At 33.5% G+C, this 21,359-nt stretch carries 20 protein-coding genes and 3 pseudogenes; 13 read left to right on the forward strand and 10 right to left on the reverse strand.

Features of this window, described 5'->3' with window-relative positions; all coding sequences use genetic code 11:
• The first annotated feature begins 4 nt into the window (after nucleotides 1-4).
• From F5ESL0237_RS02085 to F5ESL0237_RS02105, 5 genes are all read left to right on the forward strand, one after another.
• On the forward strand, nucleotides 5-922 hold the full coding sequence (locus F5ESL0237_RS02085) for a YihY/virulence factor BrkB family protein (protein ID WP_122024495.1): 918 nt from the start codon (nucleotides 5-7) through the stop codon (nucleotides 920-922).
• 69 nt (nucleotides 923-991) lie between these two features.
• Complete coding sequence (galU, locus tag F5ESL0237_RS02090) at nucleotides 992-1,891, forward strand: UTP--glucose-1-phosphate uridylyltransferase GalU (RefSeq protein WP_122024496.1); 900 nt, start codon at nucleotides 992-994, stop codon at nucleotides 1,889-1,891.
• A gap of 140 nt (nucleotides 1,892-2,031) precedes the next feature.
• Complete coding sequence (locus tag F5ESL0237_RS02095) at nucleotides 2,032-3,183, forward strand: thiolase family protein (protein WP_122024497.1); 1,152 nt, start codon at nucleotides 2,032-2,034, stop codon at nucleotides 3,181-3,183.
• Nucleotides 3,184-4,395 carry a hydroxymethylglutaryl-CoA reductase gene (locus F5ESL0237_RS02100; protein ID WP_122024498.1) on the forward strand — a complete coding sequence of 404 codons (1,212 nt, stop codon included), beginning with the start codon at nucleotides 3,184-3,186 and terminating at the stop codon, nucleotides 4,393-4,395.
• Nucleotides 4,395-5,558 (forward strand): hydroxymethylglutaryl-CoA synthase, encoded by a 1,164-nt coding sequence (locus F5ESL0237_RS02105; protein WP_122021413.1) that lies wholly within the window; start codon nucleotides 4,395-4,397, stop codon nucleotides 5,556-5,558. The genes F5ESL0237_RS02100 and F5ESL0237_RS02105 overlap by 1 nt, the downstream gene beginning before the upstream one ends.
• A gap of 94 nt (nucleotides 5,559-5,652) precedes the next feature.
• Here the strand turns inward: F5ESL0237_RS02105 and F5ESL0237_RS02110 are convergent, their stop codons facing one another.
• On the reverse strand, nucleotides 5,653-5,937 hold the full coding sequence (locus tag F5ESL0237_RS02110) for a hypothetical protein (protein ID WP_122021414.1): 285 nt from the start codon (nucleotides 5,935-5,937) through the stop codon (nucleotides 5,653-5,655).
• Nucleotides 5,938-6,006: 69 nt separating this feature from the next.
• Between F5ESL0237_RS02110 and F5ESL0237_RS02115 the strand changes: the two genes are divergently transcribed.
• Complete coding sequence (locus F5ESL0237_RS02115; protein ID WP_233551635.1) at nucleotides 6,007-6,963, forward strand: alpha/beta hydrolase; 957 nt, start codon at nucleotides 6,007-6,009, stop codon at nucleotides 6,961-6,963.
• 1,065 nt (nucleotides 6,964-8,028) lie between these two features.
• Here the strand turns inward: F5ESL0237_RS02115 and F5ESL0237_RS02125 are convergent.
• Nucleotides 8,029-8,508 (reverse strand): hypothetical protein, encoded by a 480-nt coding sequence (locus F5ESL0237_RS02125; protein WP_122024500.1) that lies wholly within the window; start codon nucleotides 8,506-8,508, stop codon nucleotides 8,029-8,031.
• A 353-nt stretch (nucleotides 8,509-8,861) separates the two neighbouring features.
• Nucleotides 8,862-9,488, reverse strand: coding sequence for a hypothetical protein (locus F5ESL0237_RS02130; protein ID WP_147440972.1), 627 nt, complete (start codon nucleotides 9,486-9,488; stop codon nucleotides 8,862-8,864).
• Between the two features lie 81 nt (nucleotides 9,489-9,569).
• Here F5ESL0237_RS02130 and F5ESL0237_RS02135 point away from each other — a divergent pair, with 81 nt between their 5' ends.
• Nucleotides 9,570-10,034: a thioredoxin family protein gene (locus F5ESL0237_RS02135; RefSeq protein ID WP_122024502.1), complete on the forward strand. Its 465-nt coding sequence runs from the start codon at nucleotides 9,570-9,572 to the stop codon at nucleotides 10,032-10,034.
• Here F5ESL0237_RS02135 and F5ESL0237_RS02140 read toward each other — a convergent pair.
• Nucleotides 10,031-10,216 (reverse strand): hypothetical protein, encoded by a 186-nt coding sequence (locus F5ESL0237_RS02140; RefSeq protein WP_122024503.1) that lies wholly within the window; start codon nucleotides 10,214-10,216, stop codon nucleotides 10,031-10,033. The genes F5ESL0237_RS02135 and F5ESL0237_RS02140 overlap by 4 nt on opposite strands.
• Before the next feature lie 297 nt (nucleotides 10,217-10,513).
• On the opposite strand from F5ESL0237_RS02140, the pseudogene F5ESL0237_RS02145 reads away from it, so the two are divergent.
• The 6 genes and pseudogenes from F5ESL0237_RS02145 to F5ESL0237_RS08605 all read left to right on the forward strand — a co-directional run.
• Nucleotides 10,514-10,690 (forward strand): annotated as a pseudogene (locus F5ESL0237_RS02145) (type II toxin-antitoxin system RelE/ParE family toxin); the annotation flags it as partial.
• Nucleotides 10,683-10,964, forward strand: a pseudogene (locus tag F5ESL0237_RS02150) (helix-turn-helix domain-containing protein). The pseudogenes F5ESL0237_RS02145 and F5ESL0237_RS02150, both read left to right, overlap by 8 nt.
• 317 nt (nucleotides 10,965-11,281) lie before the next feature.
• The gene (locus F5ESL0237_RS02155) at nucleotides 11,282-11,545 is read left to right on the forward strand and encodes a lactococcin 972 family bacteriocin (RefSeq protein WP_122024505.1); all 264 of its coding nucleotides are present in this window, start codon (nucleotides 11,282-11,284) and stop codon (nucleotides 11,543-11,545) included.
• 4 nt (nucleotides 11,546-11,549) lie between these two features.
• Entirely contained in the window at nucleotides 11,550-13,700 is a 2,151-nt protein-coding gene (locus F5ESL0237_RS02160) for a hypothetical protein (RefSeq protein ID WP_122024506.1), read from the forward strand.
• Nucleotides 13,701-14,330: an ABC transporter ATP-binding protein gene (locus tag F5ESL0237_RS02165; protein WP_122024507.1), complete on the forward strand. Its 630-nt coding sequence runs from the start codon at nucleotides 13,701-13,703 to the stop codon at nucleotides 14,328-14,330.
• Nucleotides 14,331-14,418: 88 nt separating this feature from the next.
• Nucleotides 14,419-14,484 (forward strand): annotated as a pseudogene (locus F5ESL0237_RS08605) (hypothetical protein); the annotation flags it as partial.
• Nucleotides 14,485-14,657: 173 nt separating this feature from the next.
• Here the strand turns inward: F5ESL0237_RS08605 and F5ESL0237_RS02170 are convergent.
• The 6 genes from F5ESL0237_RS02170 to rlmD all read right to left on the reverse strand — a co-directional run bounded on the left by F5ESL0237_RS02170 (nucleotide 14,658) and on the right by rlmD (nucleotide 21,330).
• On the reverse strand, nucleotides 14,658-14,972 hold the full coding sequence (locus F5ESL0237_RS02170) for a YxeA family protein (RefSeq protein ID WP_122024508.1): 315 nt from the start codon (nucleotides 14,970-14,972) through the stop codon (nucleotides 14,658-14,660).
• Complete coding sequence (locus tag F5ESL0237_RS02175; protein ID WP_122024509.1) at nucleotides 14,969-15,634, reverse strand: ATP-binding cassette domain-containing protein; 666 nt, start codon at nucleotides 15,632-15,634, stop codon at nucleotides 14,969-14,971. The genes F5ESL0237_RS02170 and F5ESL0237_RS02175 overlap by 4 nt, the downstream gene beginning before the upstream one ends.
• A gap of 10 nt (nucleotides 15,635-15,644) precedes the next feature.
• Nucleotides 15,645-17,675, reverse strand: a complete 2,031-nt coding sequence (locus F5ESL0237_RS02180) for a hypothetical protein (RefSeq protein ID WP_122024510.1) — start codon at nucleotides 17,673-17,675, stop codon at nucleotides 15,645-15,647.
• Between the two features lie 72 nt (nucleotides 17,676-17,747).
• Nucleotides 17,748-18,107: a lactococcin 972 family bacteriocin gene (locus F5ESL0237_RS02185; RefSeq protein ID WP_233551847.1), complete on the reverse strand. Its 360-nt coding sequence runs from the start codon at nucleotides 18,105-18,107 to the stop codon at nucleotides 17,748-17,750.
• A gap of 202 nt (nucleotides 18,108-18,309) precedes the next feature.
• Entirely contained in the window at nucleotides 18,310-19,158 is an 849-nt protein-coding gene (locus F5ESL0237_RS02190; RefSeq protein WP_122024511.1) for a hypothetical protein, read from the reverse strand.
• 795 nt (nucleotides 19,159-19,953) lie between these two features.
• A complete protein-coding gene (gene rlmD, locus F5ESL0237_RS02195) occupies nucleotides 19,954-21,330 on the reverse strand; it encodes a 23S rRNA (uracil(1939)-C(5))-methyltransferase RlmD (RefSeq protein WP_122024512.1) in 1,377 nt (458 codons plus the stop codon).
• Nucleotides 21,331-21,359 lie beyond the last annotated feature (29 nt).

The raw sequence follows: 21,359 nt of genomic DNA on the forward strand, positions 1-21,359 counted from the left end.
GTGAATGGGTAAAAAAGTTGTAACAATTAGCCAACGGTTAGCTTTGTATTATAAAATAATCTCACTTAAGTTTACGCAAGGTGAGGTATTAACTAGCGCAATTTCTATGGCCTATTATGTTTTATTTTCAATATTTCCTTTAATTATTATTATTGGAAACATCTTGCCATTACTTCACATTGACACTGCACCAATCGCTAGCTATTTGAAACTGATTTTTCCTGATCGAATTGCTGGGTTTATTATGCCAATTATTAATTCGCTTTTAAAAAGTAACTCAACTGGTTACATTTCTTTTGGTATTATATTAGCATTGTGGTCAGTTTCTTCCTTGGTTAATGCGATTCGAATTGGAATGAATCGTATTTATGGTGTACGAAAAGTTGAGTTACAACAAAATTGGCCGATTGCAGTGTGGACAAGATCAATTACAATAATTTTAACTAATTTGATGATTATTAGCTTTAGCTTGCTTAGTTTAACTTTTATTTTTGGTCAACAAATATTAGAGTTTTTACGACCAATCTTTGCAATTTCAGTAGGCGAGTTGGAGAAGATATTTAATTTCCGCTATCCAGTCGTAATTATTACGATGGTTAGTAGTTTGTATTATTTAAATTATTTTTTACCCAATATTAAACTTAAAAAAAGAGTTATTTGGCCAGGAGTTTTTACAACTTTGCTAGGTTGGTTGAGTTTATCCTGGCTTTTTAGTTATTATTTACATCATTTTCATATTAGCTGGGAAAATTATGGTATTATCGGTACTTTTATTATTTTCATGTTATGGTTAAATCTCTGTTCAATTCTTTTTCTAATTGGTACTTGCGTGAATGCAGCAGTAGTATCGCTTAATTATGGCGAAGTGCAATATTCTGTGGGACATTTAGCCGAATATATTCAAAAAAAACGGCACCATTAATTACTGGAATCGAATAGTTGAATCTGATATATTAAGCACTGAAAGAATGTAAAAGAAAGTGTATAAGGTATGAAAGTAAGGAAAGCCATTATTCCGGCAGCTGGTCTTGGTACGCGGTTTATGCCTGTTACCAAAGCAATGCCCAAAGAAATGTTACCAATTGTCGATAAACCTACAATTCAGTTTATTGTTGAGGAAGCAAAAAATTCTGGAATTGAAGATATTTTAATTGTCACTGGAAAAAATAAGCGAACAATTGAAGATCATTTTGATTCTAATCCTGAATTAGAGCAAAATTTACAAGAAAAGGGCAAAACCGGGCTATTGAAGATGTCACAAGAGATAACTCACTTGGGTATCAATATTTATTATACGCGGCAACCGTATCCTGCTGGCTTAGGTGATGCAATAGCTCGAGGGCGCAGCTTTGTGGGCGATGAACCCTTCGTTGTAATGCTTGGTGATGACTTGATGATGGACGAGGTTCCACTAACAAAGCAATTGATTAACTGTTACAATGAGACGCATGCATCGACCATCGCGGTGATGCCGGTACCACATGAAGAAGTCTCTAAATATGGGGTAATTGAACCAGCCAATGAGATTATGCCGGGGTTAATTAACGTTAAGTCTTTCGTAGAAAAACCGGCTATCGATAAGGCGCCAAGCGATTATGCAATTATTGGACGCTATTTATTAACACCTGAAATTTTTTCAATTTTAGCTAAGCAAAAGCCAGATAAAGGCGGAGAAATCCAATTGACTGATGCCATTGATACCATGAATAAGACGCAACGCGTGTTTGCCCATGTCTTTAAGGGGACGCGCCACGATGTTGGTAATAAAGAAAGTTATCTTGAAACTTCGGTTGAGTATGGATTGAATCATGCGGAAACTAAAGATGCCTTGCGGAAATATATTATTAATTTAGGTCAAAAACTTCAAGCTGAAGAGCAAAAGAGTAAGTAATAATGCGTATTAAATTGAAGCCACTGTTAAGTGACTTCTTTTTTGTGTAAATTTTTCTAAATGTCAGTTTAATTACTATTAATCGTTTCTAAAATTAAGTAATATCGAATTGAATAATTTTATACTGGGGGACAGACTTGATGAAAGATATTTTCATTGTTGCGGCTAAGAGAACACCTTTTGGTCGTTACCGCGGATTATTTGCGCAAGAAAGCGCAGTAGACTTGGGTACTATTGCTTTACGTGAAACACTAAAAAGTATCGGGTTAAAAGCTACTGAGCTGGATGCTCTTTTTATGGGTAACGTGTTAAGTGCAGGTTTAGGACAAAATATGGCCCGTCAAGTATCTTTAAAGGCTGGAATGAGCCAAAAAAGTACAAGCGTTACAATAAATGATGTTTGTGGTTCAAGTTTAAAAGCTCTGCGCCTTGCCCAAGGGCAAATGGAGTTAGGTGACTTTGATTTAGTGGCCGTTGGCGGCTCTGAAAGTATGACTAATGCGGTATATTATGCTAAAGATAAGCATGATTCAAACTTGCAAAGTGAAATGCTTAATAATGGACTAACTGATGCTTTTTCGGGCCTGCATATGGGCCTTACAGCGGAAAAGGTAGCAGATAAGTACAACGTTTTGCGTTCAGAAATGGATGAATATAGTCTTAATTCACATCAAAAGGCAACTAGGGCAGTAAAAAATGGTTATTTTGAGAACGAAATAATCAAAATTACTCATGGCAAAGAGGTAATTGATTGGGATGAAAATATTCGTGCAGATACTAGTATGGATGCTTTAAATAAATTAAAACCAGTATTTAAAGAACATGGGCAAATAACAGCTGGTAATGCTTCACCATTAAGTGATGGTGCTAGTATAGTAATTTTAGCCACTCAAGAAAAAGTTAAAGAATTAAATTTGCAACCACTAGCACGTCTAGGAGCATATACCGAAGCTGGTATGGACCCGGCTTATATGGGCTTTGCACCTTATTTTGCAGTTAAAAAATTATTAGATATATCTAAGCGTCAAATTGCTGATTATGATGTAATTGAAGTTAATGAGGCGTTTGCTGCTCCAAGTATAGCATTGGCTAGAGCCCTATCAATTCCAATGGATAAACTAAATATATTTGGTGGTGCTATTGCCATAGGGCATCCTTTGGCAGCAACAGGAACTAGGCTAGTTGCTACTGCAATTAATGAATTGCAACACGTTACTGGTAAAACAGCCTTGGTCACACTTTGTATTGGTGGTGGTCAAGCAATTGCTTATGAAATAAATAGAGATTTTTAAATGAAGTTTTATGAATTAACTCCGGAAAAAAGGCGCTTATGGCTTAAACAACAAGGGATTGAACTAGATGAGATTGATCAGCAAACTTTACATGCACTTAATCAGTTGAGTGAGAATGTTGTAGGACAATTAAGTTTGCCAGTTGGTTTGGTCAAAAATTTACGGGTTAATGATCATAGCTACTTGGTTCCATTGGTAACTGAAGAGCCTTCAGTAGTTGCGGCTGCTAATCATGGCGCTAGTCTATTTGCTCAAAGTGGTGGTGTCACAGCAAGAAGTTTTCGAAATGGTATTTATGGTCAGATTGTTTTAGAAATTTCTGAAGCTTTTATCATTGATAATTTAAAAAACGATCTACCTAACTTAATTGCTAAGACTAATAAGCAGTTTGCTAGTCTAGTTAAGCATGGTGGTGGAGTTAAGGAGGTTAAAATTAAGCGGCAAAATACTCTGCTTTACCTAAGAGTATTAATTAATCCAGCAGAAGCTATGGGTGCTAATCGGGCAAACTCAATTTTGGAGTATATGGCTAGCGAGTTAGCTAATTACAGTGGTATTAAGAAAAAATTGTTTGCAATTTTATCAAATTACCCCAGTCAATTAACTTCTTGCAAGGCAAAATTGCATGTCAGTCTAGTTGGCGGGGCAGAAGTCGCAAGTCGAATAGCTTTGTTAAGCCAAATTGGACAAACGGACCCGTATCGAGCCGTGACTAATAATAAAGGAATTATGAATGGAATTGATGGTGTCCTTTTAGCAAGTGGTAATGATACTAGAGCTGTTGAAGCAGCTTGTGGTGTATGGGCTAGCCGTCAGGGAACTTATCGCAGCTTAAGTAGTTGGCAAGTTGAAGGTGAAAACTTATTAGGTCAATTAACCGTTCCTTTAGCGCTTGGAACCGTGGGCGGATCAATTAATTCCCGAAAAGATGTCCAGCAAAATTATCGTATTTTGGGGCAAGGAATAACTAGTCAAGTTTTAGCTAATATAATTGCTGCAGTTGGCTTAGCCAATAATTTAGCTGCTTTACTGGCAATTGCTACAACAGGTATTCAAGCAGGACATATGAAGTTGCAGGCTAGAAATGTTATTGCTAATCTTGTTGCTAGCCCGCAGGAAAAAAGGGATGTTCTAGCCTTAATGACTAAGCAACATTTATATTCGCAAACAGACGCACAAAAATTTTTGAAACAATTAAGAGAGGAAAAATAATGCAGGTCGGAATTGATCAAATTGGTTTTTATACACCAAACAAATATGTAGATATGTTAGATTTGGCACATGCTCGAGGAGTAGAGCCCAATAAATATTTAATTGGCATTGGTCAGAGTAAGATGAGTGTAGCCGATCAATCGCAAGATGCTGTTTCAATGGGGATTAACGCAACTTTAAGTTATATTAATAAAGTGGATCTCGAACAAGTTGGTTTACTTATTATGGGTACGGAAAGTGGCGTTGACCAATCTAAATCAGCTTCACTCTTTGTTAAAAGTGCTTTAAAGTTGCCTCCCGAGGTGCGAACTTTTGAAATTAAGGAGGCATGTTTTGGGATGACTGCTGGCATTATGGTTGCGCGTGACTATGTTCGTTTACATCCTGAACATAGCGCAATTGTGATTGGTAGTGATATTGCGCGGTATGGTTTAAAAACGGGTGGTGAAGTGACTCAAGGTGCTGGTAGTGTTAGTGTATTGATTAAGGCCAATCCGCGTATACTTGCGTTAACTAGTGGTCATAGTGCTTATAGTGCTGATATTAATGATTTTTGGCGCCCAAATAATTCAGCAGTTGCCTTAGTTGATGGTAAATATTCTACTGAGGTTTATTTAGATTTCTTTCAGCGGACTTTTCAAGCATATAAGTCTAAGCAGAAAATGACAACGGCTGATTTTACAGCAATTTTATATCATTTACCTTTTGTTAAAATGGGCTTGAAGGCGAATCAACTAGCAGTGGCAGAGCAAGATGCAAAAACGAAAAAGCGTTTGGAAGAAAACTTTACCGCCTCTACTTTATATAGTAAGCAGGTTGGTAATATTTATACTGCCTCACTTTATTTAGGCTTATTGAGTTTATTAGAAGATGGCAAACTATCAGCTGCAGACACAATTGGACTATTTTCTTATGGCTCTGGGGCAATGGGTGAGTTCTATGCCGGAAAAGTAATGGCTAATTATGAGCAAGCTTTGAATAAGGTGGCCGATGAGAAAATGATTGCGCGTAGACAACAACTAACTATTGCTGATTATGAGCAAATTTTTAAGCAAGCTTTACAATTCCCAGCGGATAATATTGAATTAAGCAGTGATGAAGCTCCTGGATATTGGTATTTTGCCGGTACTAAAAATCATGTTCGTCAATATCAACGTAAATAATTTGAGAGGATCAATTCGATCCTCTTTTTTGGTGAATAACAACTGGAAAAAATTCATAAAAGAATTGCATTAAGTAAAATTTTTAATGACGGTCTTATTGAAGATAAATTGCATTTTTTTCTGGCATAATTTGGACACCATATAAAGTAAATTTTTGCTCATTTAGTAGCACATAAAGCGGAATACTTAAGCCGTGTAAATTTTTAACTAGGTAAATGACTTTGGCCTTTGTCATTGGCAATTTCCCGGGATATAACAGACCTGCGCTACTAGTAATTTTTAACTGCGCAAGTGGGTAAGCTTGGTTATCAATACTAAAAAATAATTTGGTTTGTTGATTTAAATCGGCAGTCAATTGTAATAAATCAGTTAATCTCATAAATTTCATCCTATACAAACTAAAAATGTTATACTATTGAATATTGTATTAAGAAAAGGTGGCTTCACATTGAAACGAATAAAACACAAAAAGTTGTGGCTATCATTGAGCGCAGTTATTTTGCTGGTTTTTGTTATCTTCATTGGAGCAGGATGCTATTTCTTCAAAATGGCATGTGTTCCTGGACCTAAGAGTTTTTTGAGTTCTTCGAGCAATAAACTCAAAAAATCTGATCCCCTATATAAAGAAAAGCTGTGGTTTAAAAAAATTAATAAACAAAAATGGTATATTAATTCTGCTGATAATCGTTATCAGTTAGATGCTAATTATATCCCTAAGTCTGGTTCAAACAAAACCGTAATTGTTTTACCAGGTTATATGGATACTAAAGAAGACATGGGTGAGTACGATGCTCTTTTTCACGAGTTAGGCTACAATACTTTAACACCTGATCCTCGTTCACAGGGTAAGAGTGAAGGAAAGTATATTGGCTATGGTTGGCCCGAAAAAGATGATATTAAAAAATGGATTGACTTAGTTCTGGAAAAAAACGGTGCTAAGCAACAAATTGTGGTTTATGGTTTGAGTATGGGAGCAGCCACTGCAATGATGGTTAGTGGATTAAAATTACCGCACCAAGTCAGAGCCTTTATTGAAGATTGCGGCTATACCAGTGTTAAGGATGAAATTGAGCATGAGGCACAAGTTCTTTATAATATGCCAGCATTTCCGCGCTTTCCATTAGTTGAAATCTTGAGTGGTATTAATAGAATTAAGGTTGGGTATTTTATGAATGATGGCTCAAGTGTTAACCAATTACATAAAAATCAACGTCCAATGTTATTTATTCATGGTGATCGTGATACATTTGTTCCTACTAAAATGGTTTATACTAATTACTCTGCAACTAGAGGTCCTAAAAAGTTGTGGGTAACTCCTAATTCTAAGCATGCAAAGTCTTTTGCTGATCATCCTAAGCTTTATCGGCAAAAGATTGGTGATTTTTTGTCGCGGTATGTGAAGTAATTATTGACGGATAAAAAGAGTTGACACAGTTTGAATGATTGGACCATAAATTTTAATAATTACTAGTCTAAGGCTTGATGTTGATTTTTAATCGATATTAAGCCTTTTAGTCGGCTCAAGTGAAACAGCCAACCGGCCGCAAAACAATTTGCTATCAATTTAAGTTTAATTATAGCAAATATTGCATAACCTAATTTTTTCATTTGCAGTCCGCTTTGCTGGTAAAAGTTTTGAAAAACAAAATCGCTCAGGATACAGTTTTCGCTAATTTTTAGCATTAACAAGCAAATTGACAATAAATACTTTACCTGCTGGCGGCTTCTCTAGACCCAGTTAAAACATTAAGCAAAGTTGTTTTGCCGGCACCACTATTGGTCTGCTTCGAGGTTGCAGTTAATGCTTTCGAATATATTTTTTTCTTGATTATGCAAAGGTCCGCGTAAAAATAGACAAAAAACTTATGGTTTTAAAAGCAATTTACGTGTAAAAATTATAGCCTGCCCCAGTAAAATGGCTGACAAGAGTTTAAATTAGCTTTTAAATGTATATTTGAACAAAAAAGCACACAAAAATACGACCTCCGAAATTATTTTAATTCCGAGGGTCGTATCAAAACATTGCAATCACCTTTTTTGTTTTGAATGTGAATAAAACGGGAACTAGTCTTATTTGCAACTACACGCTAAATCACTTAATAAATTTATCCACCGAAAAGTGACATTATTCCTACCCCAAAAACATGTCTATAATCATTACCACTCAATTATTCCTAATGCTATAAACCAAATGAGTGCAATTATGATGCCATTTGTTTGTTGTCTTTTTATTCTCACGTTTTCAGTCTCTGCCTTATTAGCATTAATGTCTCCAATTAAACTTGCAAACAACATACTTATTTCCCAGATTATAAGACTTATAAAAGATCTCATGCTATGCTCGAGAAGTAATGCCTGTAAGGGAAAAAGAAAGAAAATACAATTTACACAAGTGGTTTGATAATTACCATATAATTTTTTAAGTAGTTTCATATAATTATCATAAAGCCTTATAAATGTTTAACTAACATTAGCAAACCGCATTGCCCACAGTATGCATAAGTGTCTTATAACCATATCGGAAAACCGCACCTGCCAATGGAGAACCCAGTGCCGAATCGGTACCCATAAAAACAGTTCCTAGGGCATCACCAGTATATTTAAAAGTATTACTGCACAACTTTCTATCCTTCTTTTTTCTTAAGAGCGGATTTTCATAGGAAAAGTCTTCTGGATCGTTTTGTGCAACTTCATTGACTTTATTTAATTCAGCTTGTACTTCCTCAACCGTAAGCTTAAGATTAGAACGGTTTAAGGAATTAGCTAAATATGACTTGTCTACAATTTTTACCTGATAGATGTCCGAAGAATTTACATAAACACTTAGTGATCCATTTAATGCAACTTTAAGATTTCCTGGCTCACCTTTTGACAATTGGTTATTTGTCTGAGTAACTTGAGCAGGATTTGTTGTTGCTGTTAATGCAATCATAGTTACTAATTTTTTCATACTATAGCCTCCTGATAATATACATTAAATTTTTGCAAATTATTGTGCAATTTAATGTAAATAATATATTTACCATAATTTTATTATAAACTTTTTTAAAAAATATAATTTTGTAACCAGCATATTTGCTATAAGTTAGCAAATATGCTAGTTTGAATTAATAACTACTTATTAGTCTAGGAATTTTTTTAGCTCTTGACTAAGCTCAGTCATATCCGTCAGAGCAAAACTTTTTATAACAACATAGCAGTACTTTAAATAGCGTTCATCAGATTTTTCATAATAATACACTAGTCCAGTAAAAAAAGATAATAGTGATTTATATAAATAAACCTCGGGCAGCGGCTCTATTTCTATATTTTTAGTACTGTTAAGAAAAAAATTGCCTTTTCATATTTTTTCTCATTAATACAAGCAAATAAAATATTAATCTTTATGCCTAAAATAATTTTTTTAATAGCAATTGAATTATTGTTAGCAAACAATGCTATTGCATACTTACCAATATCAATATTATCATCTAAGTTGTAGATAAACATAAAATTATAGTATAATCCAAGAGTTTCAAATTCAAGACTATTCATACTCAAAATACGTCCTTTTATTTTTTGAATGTCTTTATTTCCTATACTGAGTGCGTCCCCTTTAATATTGCTTAAATATATTTTTATTAATAGTAAATAATCATCTTTATTTGGAAGATAACTTTTAGAAATGATTTCATATAGCTTAGCTAATTTATCTTTTTCCCTTTCGTAAAATAATTCTTTGATTATAAAATAAAGTTTTTGTTCCCAATTTTTAATTAATTGATCGTTTGAATTCAATTTATTAAAAAAGTCTACTACTGATACTTTATTAAAATGAAGTAAGTCTATTAAGTCTTCTGCTGAAATTCTATTTAGTCCCTTCTCCACTCGAGCATAAAAAGAAGAACTAATTACGTTTCCTGCCCATGCTTTCTTTGTTTTTTCTGCCATTTCCATAACTACCTAATCTTTTTGATGTAAGCTTAATTATAATATAATATTACTATACATGTATAAATATGATTATATACAATGAAGTTAAAAAAAGTAACATACTTTTTTGTTTATTTGTTAAGTTTAAGCTTTCTACGACCAACACTTGTAAATGCAGAAATGGATACCGCATCAGTATCTTCAAATAATATAAAAGCCATTATTGATTATCAAAATAAAACTTATTCTAAATCAGTTGCTGGTTTCAAAAAAATATCTCCCCAAAAAATAAAGGCCAAAAAATATGCTTATCTTTTTTGGGGAAAGAAATCTTGCCCATTCTGTCGTGCATTTGTTCCTAAACTTGCTGAAATTAGTCAAAAACGTCACATAGAAATTTATTATATTGACACAACAAATACCGATACAGCCCCCATACTTAAAAAAATGCGTAAACATTTTAAAGTAACAGGTGTACCTTGTCTTACAAAGATCAAAACTTACAAATCTTTTAAAACACTGAATCATGCTAAGACAAGTCTTTCTAAATTTTTAACAATTTAACCCAAGATTACCTTTTCGATAAAATCACCCAAATTACCATTAAAATTTTTCCTTGGTATTTCATGCGGAGTATCGAGATAATCACCGGTAAAATACCAACCATGGATCACATTTTTTCCATCATCGATATACATTATTGCGCCATACCGACTTTTAGCTCCCTTACTCTTGTCGTAAAACATTCTATAACGTCCAGTTAGGTTGTTTTCATGCCAGTCAAACCAATTCCCATTAGAGCTCTGCTATATAGTTTTAATGTCGTATAAGCTCTCCTTTATTATTTAATTGATTTTACAAAAGTGATTTGTCAATCATCAAACTTCTGGATGATTTTATAAACACCATCATTGTATCTGCCTATGGCCCCATCTATAAAGTTTAGATCAGTTGTTTTACAATGATAATCACCATTGTTTAAAAAGTTCCAATGTATGGCTTTACCAACGGCCAAAAAACAAAAATGAGTTAAAAACCTATTCGAAATTCGTTCTCAATATTCATCAAATATACAAAGAGCAATATATTTCACGTTTGCTAGCAACCATTACGTCATCACTCATGGTTTTACCAAAAAGATGAAAAAAGCACCAGTAAGGGAAATTAATAAAGCCAAGGCACGTTGTGATAATTACAAAGGAGAAAATGACAATGAGTAAAATTGACAACTACATTAGCAAAAGAAGCCAGGACAGTTCTGAATTTGCCCAGGCTGTAACACAGTCCAATATCAACCTTGAGGTTGCAGTTTAAGTTAAGAAACTACATGATAGTCTAGGCTTAACGCAAAGGGAATTTGCTAATCTGGTAAACAAGCCGCAATCAACAATTGCAAAAATTGAAAATGGCTCATTTAACGCCTCCACTATGTTGCTGAGCGAAATTGCTCAAGCGGCCAATAGAAAAGTAAAAATTGAATTCACGCATGCTTAATTTTATATTGAATCTAAAGGAAAAAGTAAATTTATAGCTTTTTCTACTATCTCTTAAAGCAGTTAGTTCAATAGAGCCCACCCTATTATTCATATTAAAATTCGTGTTATACCTATTTTGGTTACAGTTCATTAGCAAAATGTAAAGTAGACCAATTGTTCTGTGACAAAATGTCGGGGGCAAATAATAAACGTCTAATATCAAACAAATAAAATTATAAAAACATGTGTAAAAAATAAAATGAATGTTATAATTTCAATAGTAAAGCGCTATCATTATGAAAAAACATAAATCATAACAGAAAGAAGGCCTATTTAATGTCAAAAAAATTAACCACTGCTCTTGCAACTAGTGATACATCAGCTCCATATGAATGGCATCACATAGATAGTGGAGATTGGCTGTTTGGCGTTTATGGAACAAAAGTGCAATCAACATATAAACATAGTAGTCGGAATCATACTGCAGCGGCTAAAAATGCCAATGGCGATGGTAGACGTAGACGCGATTATGCCCGTGCAGGATCAACCGCCTTTTCAAAGGTTAATGTAGCTATCAAAGGAAATAAATTTAGAGGATAATTTTATGAAAAAAATATTATCATTTAGCATGATACTCTTTTTAACTTTTTCTGGAATATTGATCATAAGTTCTTCGATTAACAGCTATTTCAACCAAGTACTGTATTATCAGCAAAAAGAGGTAGCATTACAATTACGAGACAATGCAGATTATTCAAGCTTAGTTAATCAGCTTCAAAAAGTAGCAACAGGAACTACCAGTGTATCCCAGTATTTTTTTACTGGGCAAAATGACTTGATTATTTATAGTGCTAATACAAACTTACCCATCAAAAGAGGAACCGCTTCTAGCAGTGACGTTACAAATTATAAAAAAACAGGGTCTGCGTTACTGCTTCCTAACTCGCAATACAAAGTTAAATTATATCCATTTAACAAGATAAAAAATTTGGGGTTAAATAATGTCTTTTATGTAAGTGGAAATGTTGCTAAAATTACCAGAATAATGCGTCACTTTGGTATAGTTAAAATAAAATCGGAAGTTAACGAAACTGCTCCTGAAAATAATAATAGAATAAATTTTATTACACTAGCGCTTCTCACAGGAATAGTATCATTAATTTCGTTAATGTTTGTTATTATAAAAGAACGACAAGCTGTTATATTACGAAAATTTTTTGGTTACCGACTTATTAATAATGTATATCAATCTTTTCGAAGTATAGCAGTTGCAATAGTAATTGCAATAATTATTAGTGTAATATTACTAATTGTTTATGCAGCCTATAACAATATGTTGATTTACTATAAAACATTTGTGTCATCATTATCAGTATTTTATGCCAGTTACTTATTTTTAATAATTTTGATTTATGGTGCTGCAAAAAGTATACAAGCAAAGTCTCAAATAACTTCATTTAATTGGGCCAGAGGTTCATTAATGGTTACAGCTGCTAGTGCGATAGGATTTATAGTCTGCATTTTACTTGTTAGTATTAAGATTCCAGAAATTCATCAAGATTTTTTATATTATCAAAAACAAATAAAGAGTCTTAACTCCTGGATATCGACCAAAAATATATATCAAACGAATGTAACTAATCAGTTGGATCGAACTGAAGATCGAACTGAAGTGACTTACGACATTAGTGCGAAAGATTTGTGGCAACGACTTAAAAAACAACATAAAACTTTTGTTGTTTTTTCTGATAACCTATTAGGTACTTATGGTGTAACTAGACGTGGTTCAACTAAGCGGCTAGTTCCGTGGTACAAAATTAATTCTGATAATAAGTCGGTACAAGATTACATAATTCTTCCTTCTGGCCGAGCTATTACTGCAGACATAAATTATTTAAAACTGTCTAAAACAAAGTTAGTAAGTGGAGCCAAGATAGCTGAGTTACAACCAACACTATTTACAAAGATTTTAATAGTACCAGAAAAATATAAAAAGTTTGAATCCCGGATTCGTTCTAATTATTTATCTGAATTTCTGTTTCAATTGAATACTGATTTTAAAGATTGGCGTCATAGAGAACATACTCCAAAATTCACCCGTAAAAATTTAAAAATAAAGATAGTTTATGCTAAAAACGGACAAAATTATTTTACTTATAATCCTAACTCTGGCGATAATTTATCATCTAATATGGTTAGAGATCCAATCATAAGACTATTTGATAACTATCAGAATAGCCTTAGTTATGGCAACCTATTTACTTTGAATGGAGGTTTCTTCTTTTTTAATAAGCATGTTGGCCAAGCCTATGATCAAATAAAACCGCAACTTATTGAAAGTAGAATGGGAAGTACTATAAATTATGTAACCTCTATCTATACGCAAAAGGCACAACTTGTTCAACAAACTCAAAAAGATGTAAGTATGACATTAACTCAATTGATCCTGTTTAGTGTTATTTCTTTTGTTTTGCTTTCTGTGTTAATAAGTCAATATTATATGTTACGTGAAAGAGAAATTATAGTTAAGCGTTTAATGGGCTATCCAATTTATAAGATTATTTTTAACTTTATAATTTTTATTGTTAGTATTTTTGTAATCTCTAGTATAATTTCTGTTTATCTAGCACATGCAATAGATTGGTTAAGCCTGGTAATATCAGGGTTACTTTGTGTTGCAGCTATAGCATTATCATTTATTATAATTATATATGATATACATAATAGAAATAGAACAATGGGGAGTGATTCGTGAATGATAATTGTAAAAGAAGTATCAAAATATTATAACAGCACACCAGTATTGCAAAACATCAATTTAGAAATACCACAGGGTTCTTTTTGTAGTATTTCGGGGGAAAGTGGGGCTGGAAAAACAACATTTTTAAAAATTGTTGCTGGAATAGAAAAGCCCACTTCTGGACAGATTATTTTAGATAATATCGAATTAAGAAAAATTAGTTATCCAGATTTATGGGGAAAGCGCTTCTCGTTTGTATTTCAAAATTATTTTTTGCTAGACGATAAAACTGTTAAGGATAACTTAAAGTTAGCAAAAAGAAAAATCAGTGAAAACGAAATGCTAAAAGTGTTATCTCGTGTTGGTTTGCAATCAGAATTATTAAATCAATCAGTATTTAAATTGAGTGGCGGTGAAAAGCAAAGAGTGGGTATTGCGAGAGCAATTATTAAGCCGTTTGATGTACTTATTGCTGATGAACCGACAGGCAATCTTGATTACCAAAATGCTCAAGCCGTGACTAAAATTTTTAAAGATATACAATCATATAATAAAACAATTATAGTGGTTTCACATGACGATAATTTTCAAAAAGTTGCAGATCAAAAACTCTATCTTAAAGATTATAAATTAATATCTGAATGAAACACTTATTGTTTTGCCCAATGTATTGTAGAATATAAAAATAAGTATTAGGTATTTACGTGGCTAAAAGAGTCTATGCCATGCGTTAGAATTAGCGCTGGCTTTTACCTCATTTATTATTGTCTTGTTGACTTATATCGACAATCATAAGTAAATAAAAAGACCGTTCCAACATAATTTTGACAGATTATATTGGGATGGCCTTTTTGATTAAAGCATAATTTGCCAACCGCTCTCAAAACAATTGGCTATGAATTTAAGCTAACAATGTGCAGTATTCTAAATGATAGCGGTCCTTTAGTTTTGGGGTTAATCTTACTTAAAAAATCAATCTTGCAATCTTGGCATCTCATTCTTAGTGATATAGTCAATAACCTTGACATACTGACCCTTGTGGCGGATTACTATGTATTGCCGACTTGGATCATTTCCACTAACATATTTTATCTTATACGGCAATTTTTTGCCTGACTTGTCAATCGCCTGTACATTGTAATATTTTTGTGTATGCTTAGGCACCTTGGCATAATCAGTTTCCATCCTAATCATTGGATTAAGATAGTCAGTGTATTGGTTATGAATTAGTAACAGGGCAGCACATAAAATAGTAACAACAATAATTGTAAGACCTAATTTTTTCATTTGTATACCTCTTTGTTGGTAATCGTTATTTTCTTATTGGCAATTTTAATTACATAGTCACATTGCTGCCAAACTGCTGGGTCATGCGTTGCAATTACCACTGTTGCAGTTGGATCAAATCCAGTCAGCAGGGTCTTTAAGACTATCTGACCATTATCTGCATCAAGTGAACCAGTTGGTTCATCAGCGAAAAGCTCTTTCGGCTCTTTTAAAATTACTCGTGCTAATGCTACCCGTTGCTGTTCTCCACCACTTAGCGTGTAAATTTTTTGCTTCAATGGTATACTGGCCAATCCAACCTGACTTAAAGCAGCCTTCATTTTGGCATCGGCCTCTGTTTTAGCCAATTTTTGATTGGCTAATCCAAGGCGCAAATTCTGTCTAACCGTTTCCGTATCAATTAAAGCAAAGTTTTGAAAAACAAACCCGCAATCTTCACGATACAGTTTTCGTTGATTTTTAGCATTAACAAGCAAATCGTCAATAAATACTTTACCCGCTGTCGGCTCCTCTAACCCACTTAAAACATTAAGAAAAGTTGTTTTGCCAGCACCACTATTGCCCACTATGGCATAACTCTTGCCTGCTTCGAGGTTGCAGTTAATGTTTTCGAATATAGTTTTTTCTTTAAATTTTTTGGTAAGATGTTCTACTTTAATCATTTTATGACTCCTAATTCCCGTGATTAAGGGTAATCAATAAATTGTGCTGCGCACGCCAATAAGTTAATAAGATAACGCCGGCCTCTAGTAACAGGTAAACGTAGACAACCGGCATTAAGGATAGGTAGTGCAACCTGGTTAAACTTAGGGCAGTTACCAAGAAGTCTAGTCCTAAGTTAGTTAGCAAGAATCTTCCCATCAAATGAGCATTCGACCTACCAAACACTCGATAAATTGCTATCTTGCGCCGCTGACTCTGCAAAAAGGTCGTACTAACAAACACAATAATAAAGATTAGCTGCAGTAGCGATAACATAGTTGTAATGGTTAAAATGAGCAATTGTCGATTGACATTTCTCTGATATTCAGCTATTCGTGCTCGTTTACTTGTAATACCAATAACATACGGCATTAGACCCAGTTGCTTAACTTTTTTTCTAAGAAGCTTTAAATTAGAAAACTGGATTGTTCCTTGACTAATGGTTGATGAATAAAAAGAATCAGATAAAAACTTGTTGTTCACAACTATAATCAAGGGGTTCATCGAGAGCGATGACGTAATTTCGTAACCAACTGTGTAATTAAAAATATTCTGTCCGTTGGCGATAGGTACAACTTGAATAGCTGGTAGCTTTTTTTTCTGCTTTTGATAGTAATTAGGTAAAGTCTGTTGAAATTTAAGGAAGTTTCTTAGCTGCTTCTTAGCCTGTTTTACTTGGTCTAACCGGTTATATGGGATTAATAGTAAAACTTTGTTAGCAGTAAGCCTAGTAGGATTAAAATTAAGCTCACTATTCTTAATAAAATTACTATTGGCAATAATCACATTGCCATTTTCAGGCTCAGTATCACGCATTGCTGGGTGAAATTGTTGCGAATTCTGGGCAACAATTGTTCCAGGTGACTGCACTACTAACTGGTGAGCCATTTTGTCCATTTTTTTATCTTCATACTTGTCATTAATATTCCAATATCGCTGAAGTGAATAAGTGTTTTTTTGTCTTTGCCATTTTTTAATTATATTAGTATCTCTAATATAAATTTTATTGTGATTAGTTAAAGAAATGGTGTTAATCATAATCAAAGCTAGCAGAAGTATCTTTAAAACATAGCCAATTAGTAAGAAAATATATGTTGTTTCTGCTCCCTTAATTGCCTGATAAGGGTCAATCAACGCTAAAACTACATAAGATATAGTATTCAAAACCAAAAAGCTCAAAAAGACAATTGATAGTAGAACTAAAGCATAGGGCAAAAAGAAACGCCAGCCGCTGATTGTAAAGGTAGTTAGCCCCCAGATAATCATCACTAACATAATTACCCCCAAAGCTCCAATTAACATAGGAGATTCATCTTTCAAATCGTTCTTAATTATCTGCCAGTCGCTTAAGCCATTAATCTTCATAATTGCATAAGCTTTAAAGCGAAAAACTTTCTCTAGTACCATCACAATAAATAAAGTGCCAATAATTCCAATCAAGACAATTAAATCAAATTTTGAAAAATTATCTACAACTATTTGCCCCAAACTTTTTACTGATAAGGAATTATCTATAACCTCCGTCTTTAATCCAAGGGTATGGAATTTTGACAATATTTGGCCTAAAGCTTCATTTTTGGCATTAGTGCAATATAGGCCATTAATTTCTTCTAAATTTAGCTCGGTATTCGTCAATTTTTTAATAGCTTCAGCTTGATATAGTGAATAGTCATTAATTGGAGTCCCAAAATTGTAAACCACCTTGCTTTGTTGCCCGTTAAACTTATTAATGCGTAACTTAACTAAAGAACTATTTTCAGCTTGAGCTACTTGTTTCAACTTAGTAAAAATTGCCTTTTTTTTGACCTTTTTAGTGTACTGTTTGCTAGTTAATTGTTTCTGCCATTTGGCAATTACTTTTGGGTTCCAACTAGCAATGTTTATAATGGTATTATTTTCTGGGATTGAATTATTATCATACTCACGAATAAAGCCTGCAAATAAGACAAGCACGACAACCGTGATTAGAGAATAAAAAACAATTTTTGTTTTCCGCAGCATCTTTAAACCTCATGTTATTAAAAAACTCACGAGTAAAGTCGTGAGTTTAATTATTTTTATTATTAATTAAAATTAGCTTATATCATAATAAGAAGCATTTCCGTGTGGAGCTTTAGGAGCAGACGCTCTTGACTGAACACCCTTTGTTTTCCAATCACTACTTACTACTTGAGCAAAATAGCCAGGTCTTACAGATGATCTATGGAGTCTACTTTTATGTTGGTAGTAGGACCAGACATATACACTACCCACACCATAGTTCCAAGTACCACCATCTCTTTCTTGAGTTTGCCGTAAAAGTGAATTGCTATCTTCTATCATTCCTGAATGTACTTCTTCATCAGTTGAAGCAAGAGCAGGGAGACTAGTCATGCCAAGTGTAGCAATTGTAGCTACACCAGCAACAATTTTCTTTAAAATACTCCTACTCAATAAGATTATTATCTGTTATACCATTATTCATAATTACTATAATAATTGAATGAAACAGACGATCCATATTACTACCTCACAACTATAAAAATTAATTTTTATATGGTTATATTAACTCGTTTTTTAAAAACAAATGCCAAAGTGGTATAAATGCTACTTTTATAGCAAATATGCCAGTTTTATTAGCAAAATTGACTACAAGTTACTTATTTTCTATCAGAAAGTCTTTAAGTTCATTACTGTATTCAGTCATGCCTGCCAAAGCTATATTTCGGATAACGTCATGGCACTGATCTAAGTAATGTTCTTCTGATTTTTCTTGGTATTGTAATAGGCCTTTAAAGAAAAGCAATAAAGTTTTATAAAAGTATATTTCCGGTATAGTAGCAATTTCTTCGGCACTATTGATATAAAAATCTACTTCTTGGTAGCGCTTTTCCTTAATGCAAAAAATCAAAATATTAATTATTATTCCCAAAATGTTTTTTTGAATAGAAATTGAATTATTGTTTTTAAATTGCGTAACTGCACGTTTACTGATGATTAAATTTTCGTCTAAATTATAAAAAGATATACAATTGCAATAAAGTTTAAGGGTATCAGCATCAAAAACATCGGCAACAAAGATTCGGTTTTTCATGTTTTCTAAGGTAGCCGCATCAATACTAGAATAGTCATCATCAATGATTGCTATGTAAATATTAAGCAGCATTAAATGCTCTTCTTTATTCGGCAAATCTCCCTTAGCAATCTGATTATAAAGCTTGAGCAAATCAGCCCTTTTCCCGTTATAATAGGCCTTATTAGCGGCCAAACGTAATGCTCGATCTTCTGAGCTTATTAAGCGATCATGTGGATTTAACTTCTCAAAAAATTCTATTACCGAAATTTTATTTGCATGCAACAGGTTAATCAGATCATCTGCGGAGATGCGATTCAGTCCTTTTTCCACACGCGCATAAAAAGACGGGCTAAGTACATTTTTTGCCCAAGCCTTTTTAGTTGCAGCGTGCATTAAGCGATATTTTTTTAATAGTTCACCAATTTCCATTATTAACTCCTTTAGCCTAATTTCTTTTACACTTTTTATTGTGGAATTGATTTATAATAATTGCAATCCTAATTGAAAATTATTAAGCAAAACTATTATTATGTTAAATAATTAATTGAATTGCTTATTTAGTGCCAAAATGCCGGGGGTAAATACTAAATGACCCCAACTGCAAAACATGTTAGATTAGATCCGTGAAGATGATGTGGCAATTGTAACCGAACTTGATCGCTTAGGGTGCAATAAGCAAGACTTAACTAAGATTATGGGTGCAATCAAAACAAAGGGGGCAACTAGCTAAACAATTTTTGGCTTAAAAGCCCCATCTCATAACTTGGTAAAGTTAAATTTTAGTGTTTATCTGTGTTTTGTTGAATGTGGGTCAACGAACTCGTTATGAGCTAATAAAAATATAATCATAATTTTTAGATATTGCCGCAAATGATAATGACGTGTCCTTGTTCTTTTACATAGTCTGTAGCTTCACACATTTTCTTCCTTTCCTTTTTTCCAATTCAGGAATTTAATTTTCTCTCGCCCAAGGGCAATTCACTTAATGATGGTTTAATTTAATGGGCACTTGTTTGCAGGCTTAAGAACGGAAATCTTTTCTAGGTACGAAGCTGGCTATCACAATTTACTTGAATTAAGGCAAGTGATTAATGATTATCTGCATAAGGTGCAGACTAAAAGGCTTAATGCCAATTGAAGATTGCCATCAAGCCTTAGCCCAGTAATTATTAAAATTTATTAGTTCAACTTTTGGAACTTACTTTAAATTGTGTCAGTTTTTTATTATCTTAAAGTTAACTTAACAATACATTCACACCGCGGTGTTTGCGGTAGCATATCGACGTTTTCGATTAAACGAACATTATAAATATCACTAAGTAAAACGAGATCTTGCGCTAGCGTAGATGGATTACAAGAAATATAAACAAAAGTTTTGGGTTTAATTTTTAGTAAAGTCTTAATTAAACTTTTGGCTAAACCTGTTCTAGGTGGATCTACGATTAGTGCATCGATTGAGACCCCATTTTGCTCTAGTTGAGGAAGAATTTTTTCAACACTACCTTGGATATAGTTGGCGTTATGTAAGTGATTTAATTCAACGTTATGGTTGGCGTCTGCAACAGCTTCCGGGATAGTTTCAATACCAATTACTTGTTTAACTTGATCTGCTGCTAAGATTCCTAAAGTTCCGACTCCACTATAAGCATCAATTAGGGTGTCCTCTGGACCTAAATCTAAAAACTTCAGAGCATGTGAGTAAAGTGTTGCGGTTTGGACTGGATTAAGCTGGAAAAAGGCTCGTGGTGAGAGAGCAAATTTTTTCGTTAAAATCTCATCAATAATTTGATTTTTACCCATTAGTTTGGTGGTTTTATTACCCCAGACCTGTGGATTGTGCCAATCCGTCTCATTTTGAAAGACACTGACAACATTTGGTAAATTAATAATTTCGGCACTTAATGCTGGTAAGTTTTTAATAAGATGGCCGACGGTTACTAAAGTGACTTGTATTTCGTTAGTTGCTTGGGCTTGACGGACTACAATAGTTTTTAAACCATCTGTATGGCGGTATGGATTGGCAATCGCTACGTGAAACTTTTCTACTAGCTCTTTAATTTGGCGCTCAATTTTTTGCGTTTTTTCACTTTGGGTTGGCATAATGGGTAAGTCATATAGCTGGTGGGAATTAGGCGCAAATAAACCTAAATTAATCTGCCCATGATCTTGTTCAATTTGATATTGAGCTTTGTTACGGTAGTGCCATTGATTGGGTGCTGGAATTGTGGGCTTGACTTTATATTTGTTATAACCACGAGGATGATATTTTTTCAAGGCTTCTAAAACATTATCCCGTTTAAATTTTAGTTGCTTTTGATAGGATAGATGGGCTAATTCTAAGCCGCCAATTGCTAAATCTACTCCCGCAGGAAAATCTACTCGATCAGGACTTTTTTCTTTGATGCGAACTAGTTCAGCCTGAATGTAATGAGGGAATTCTTTAATAATTTTGGCAACTACCACTTCATCAGGTAGTGCATTTGGAATAAAGATAATTTTTTTACGATAATAGCCAATACCTTCTCCATTAATGCCAAGTCTTTTAATCGTAATAATTACATTTTTTTCGTTAGTCATTGTTTGCTTAACTTTTTGGTTCATAATTTTTTCTTTCTACAATAAAAATATTA

The organism is Lactobacillus sp. ESL0237 (assembly GCF_003692985.1).
GTDB lineage: Bacteria > Bacillota > Bacilli > Lactobacillales > Lactobacillaceae > Lactobacillus > Lactobacillus bombicola.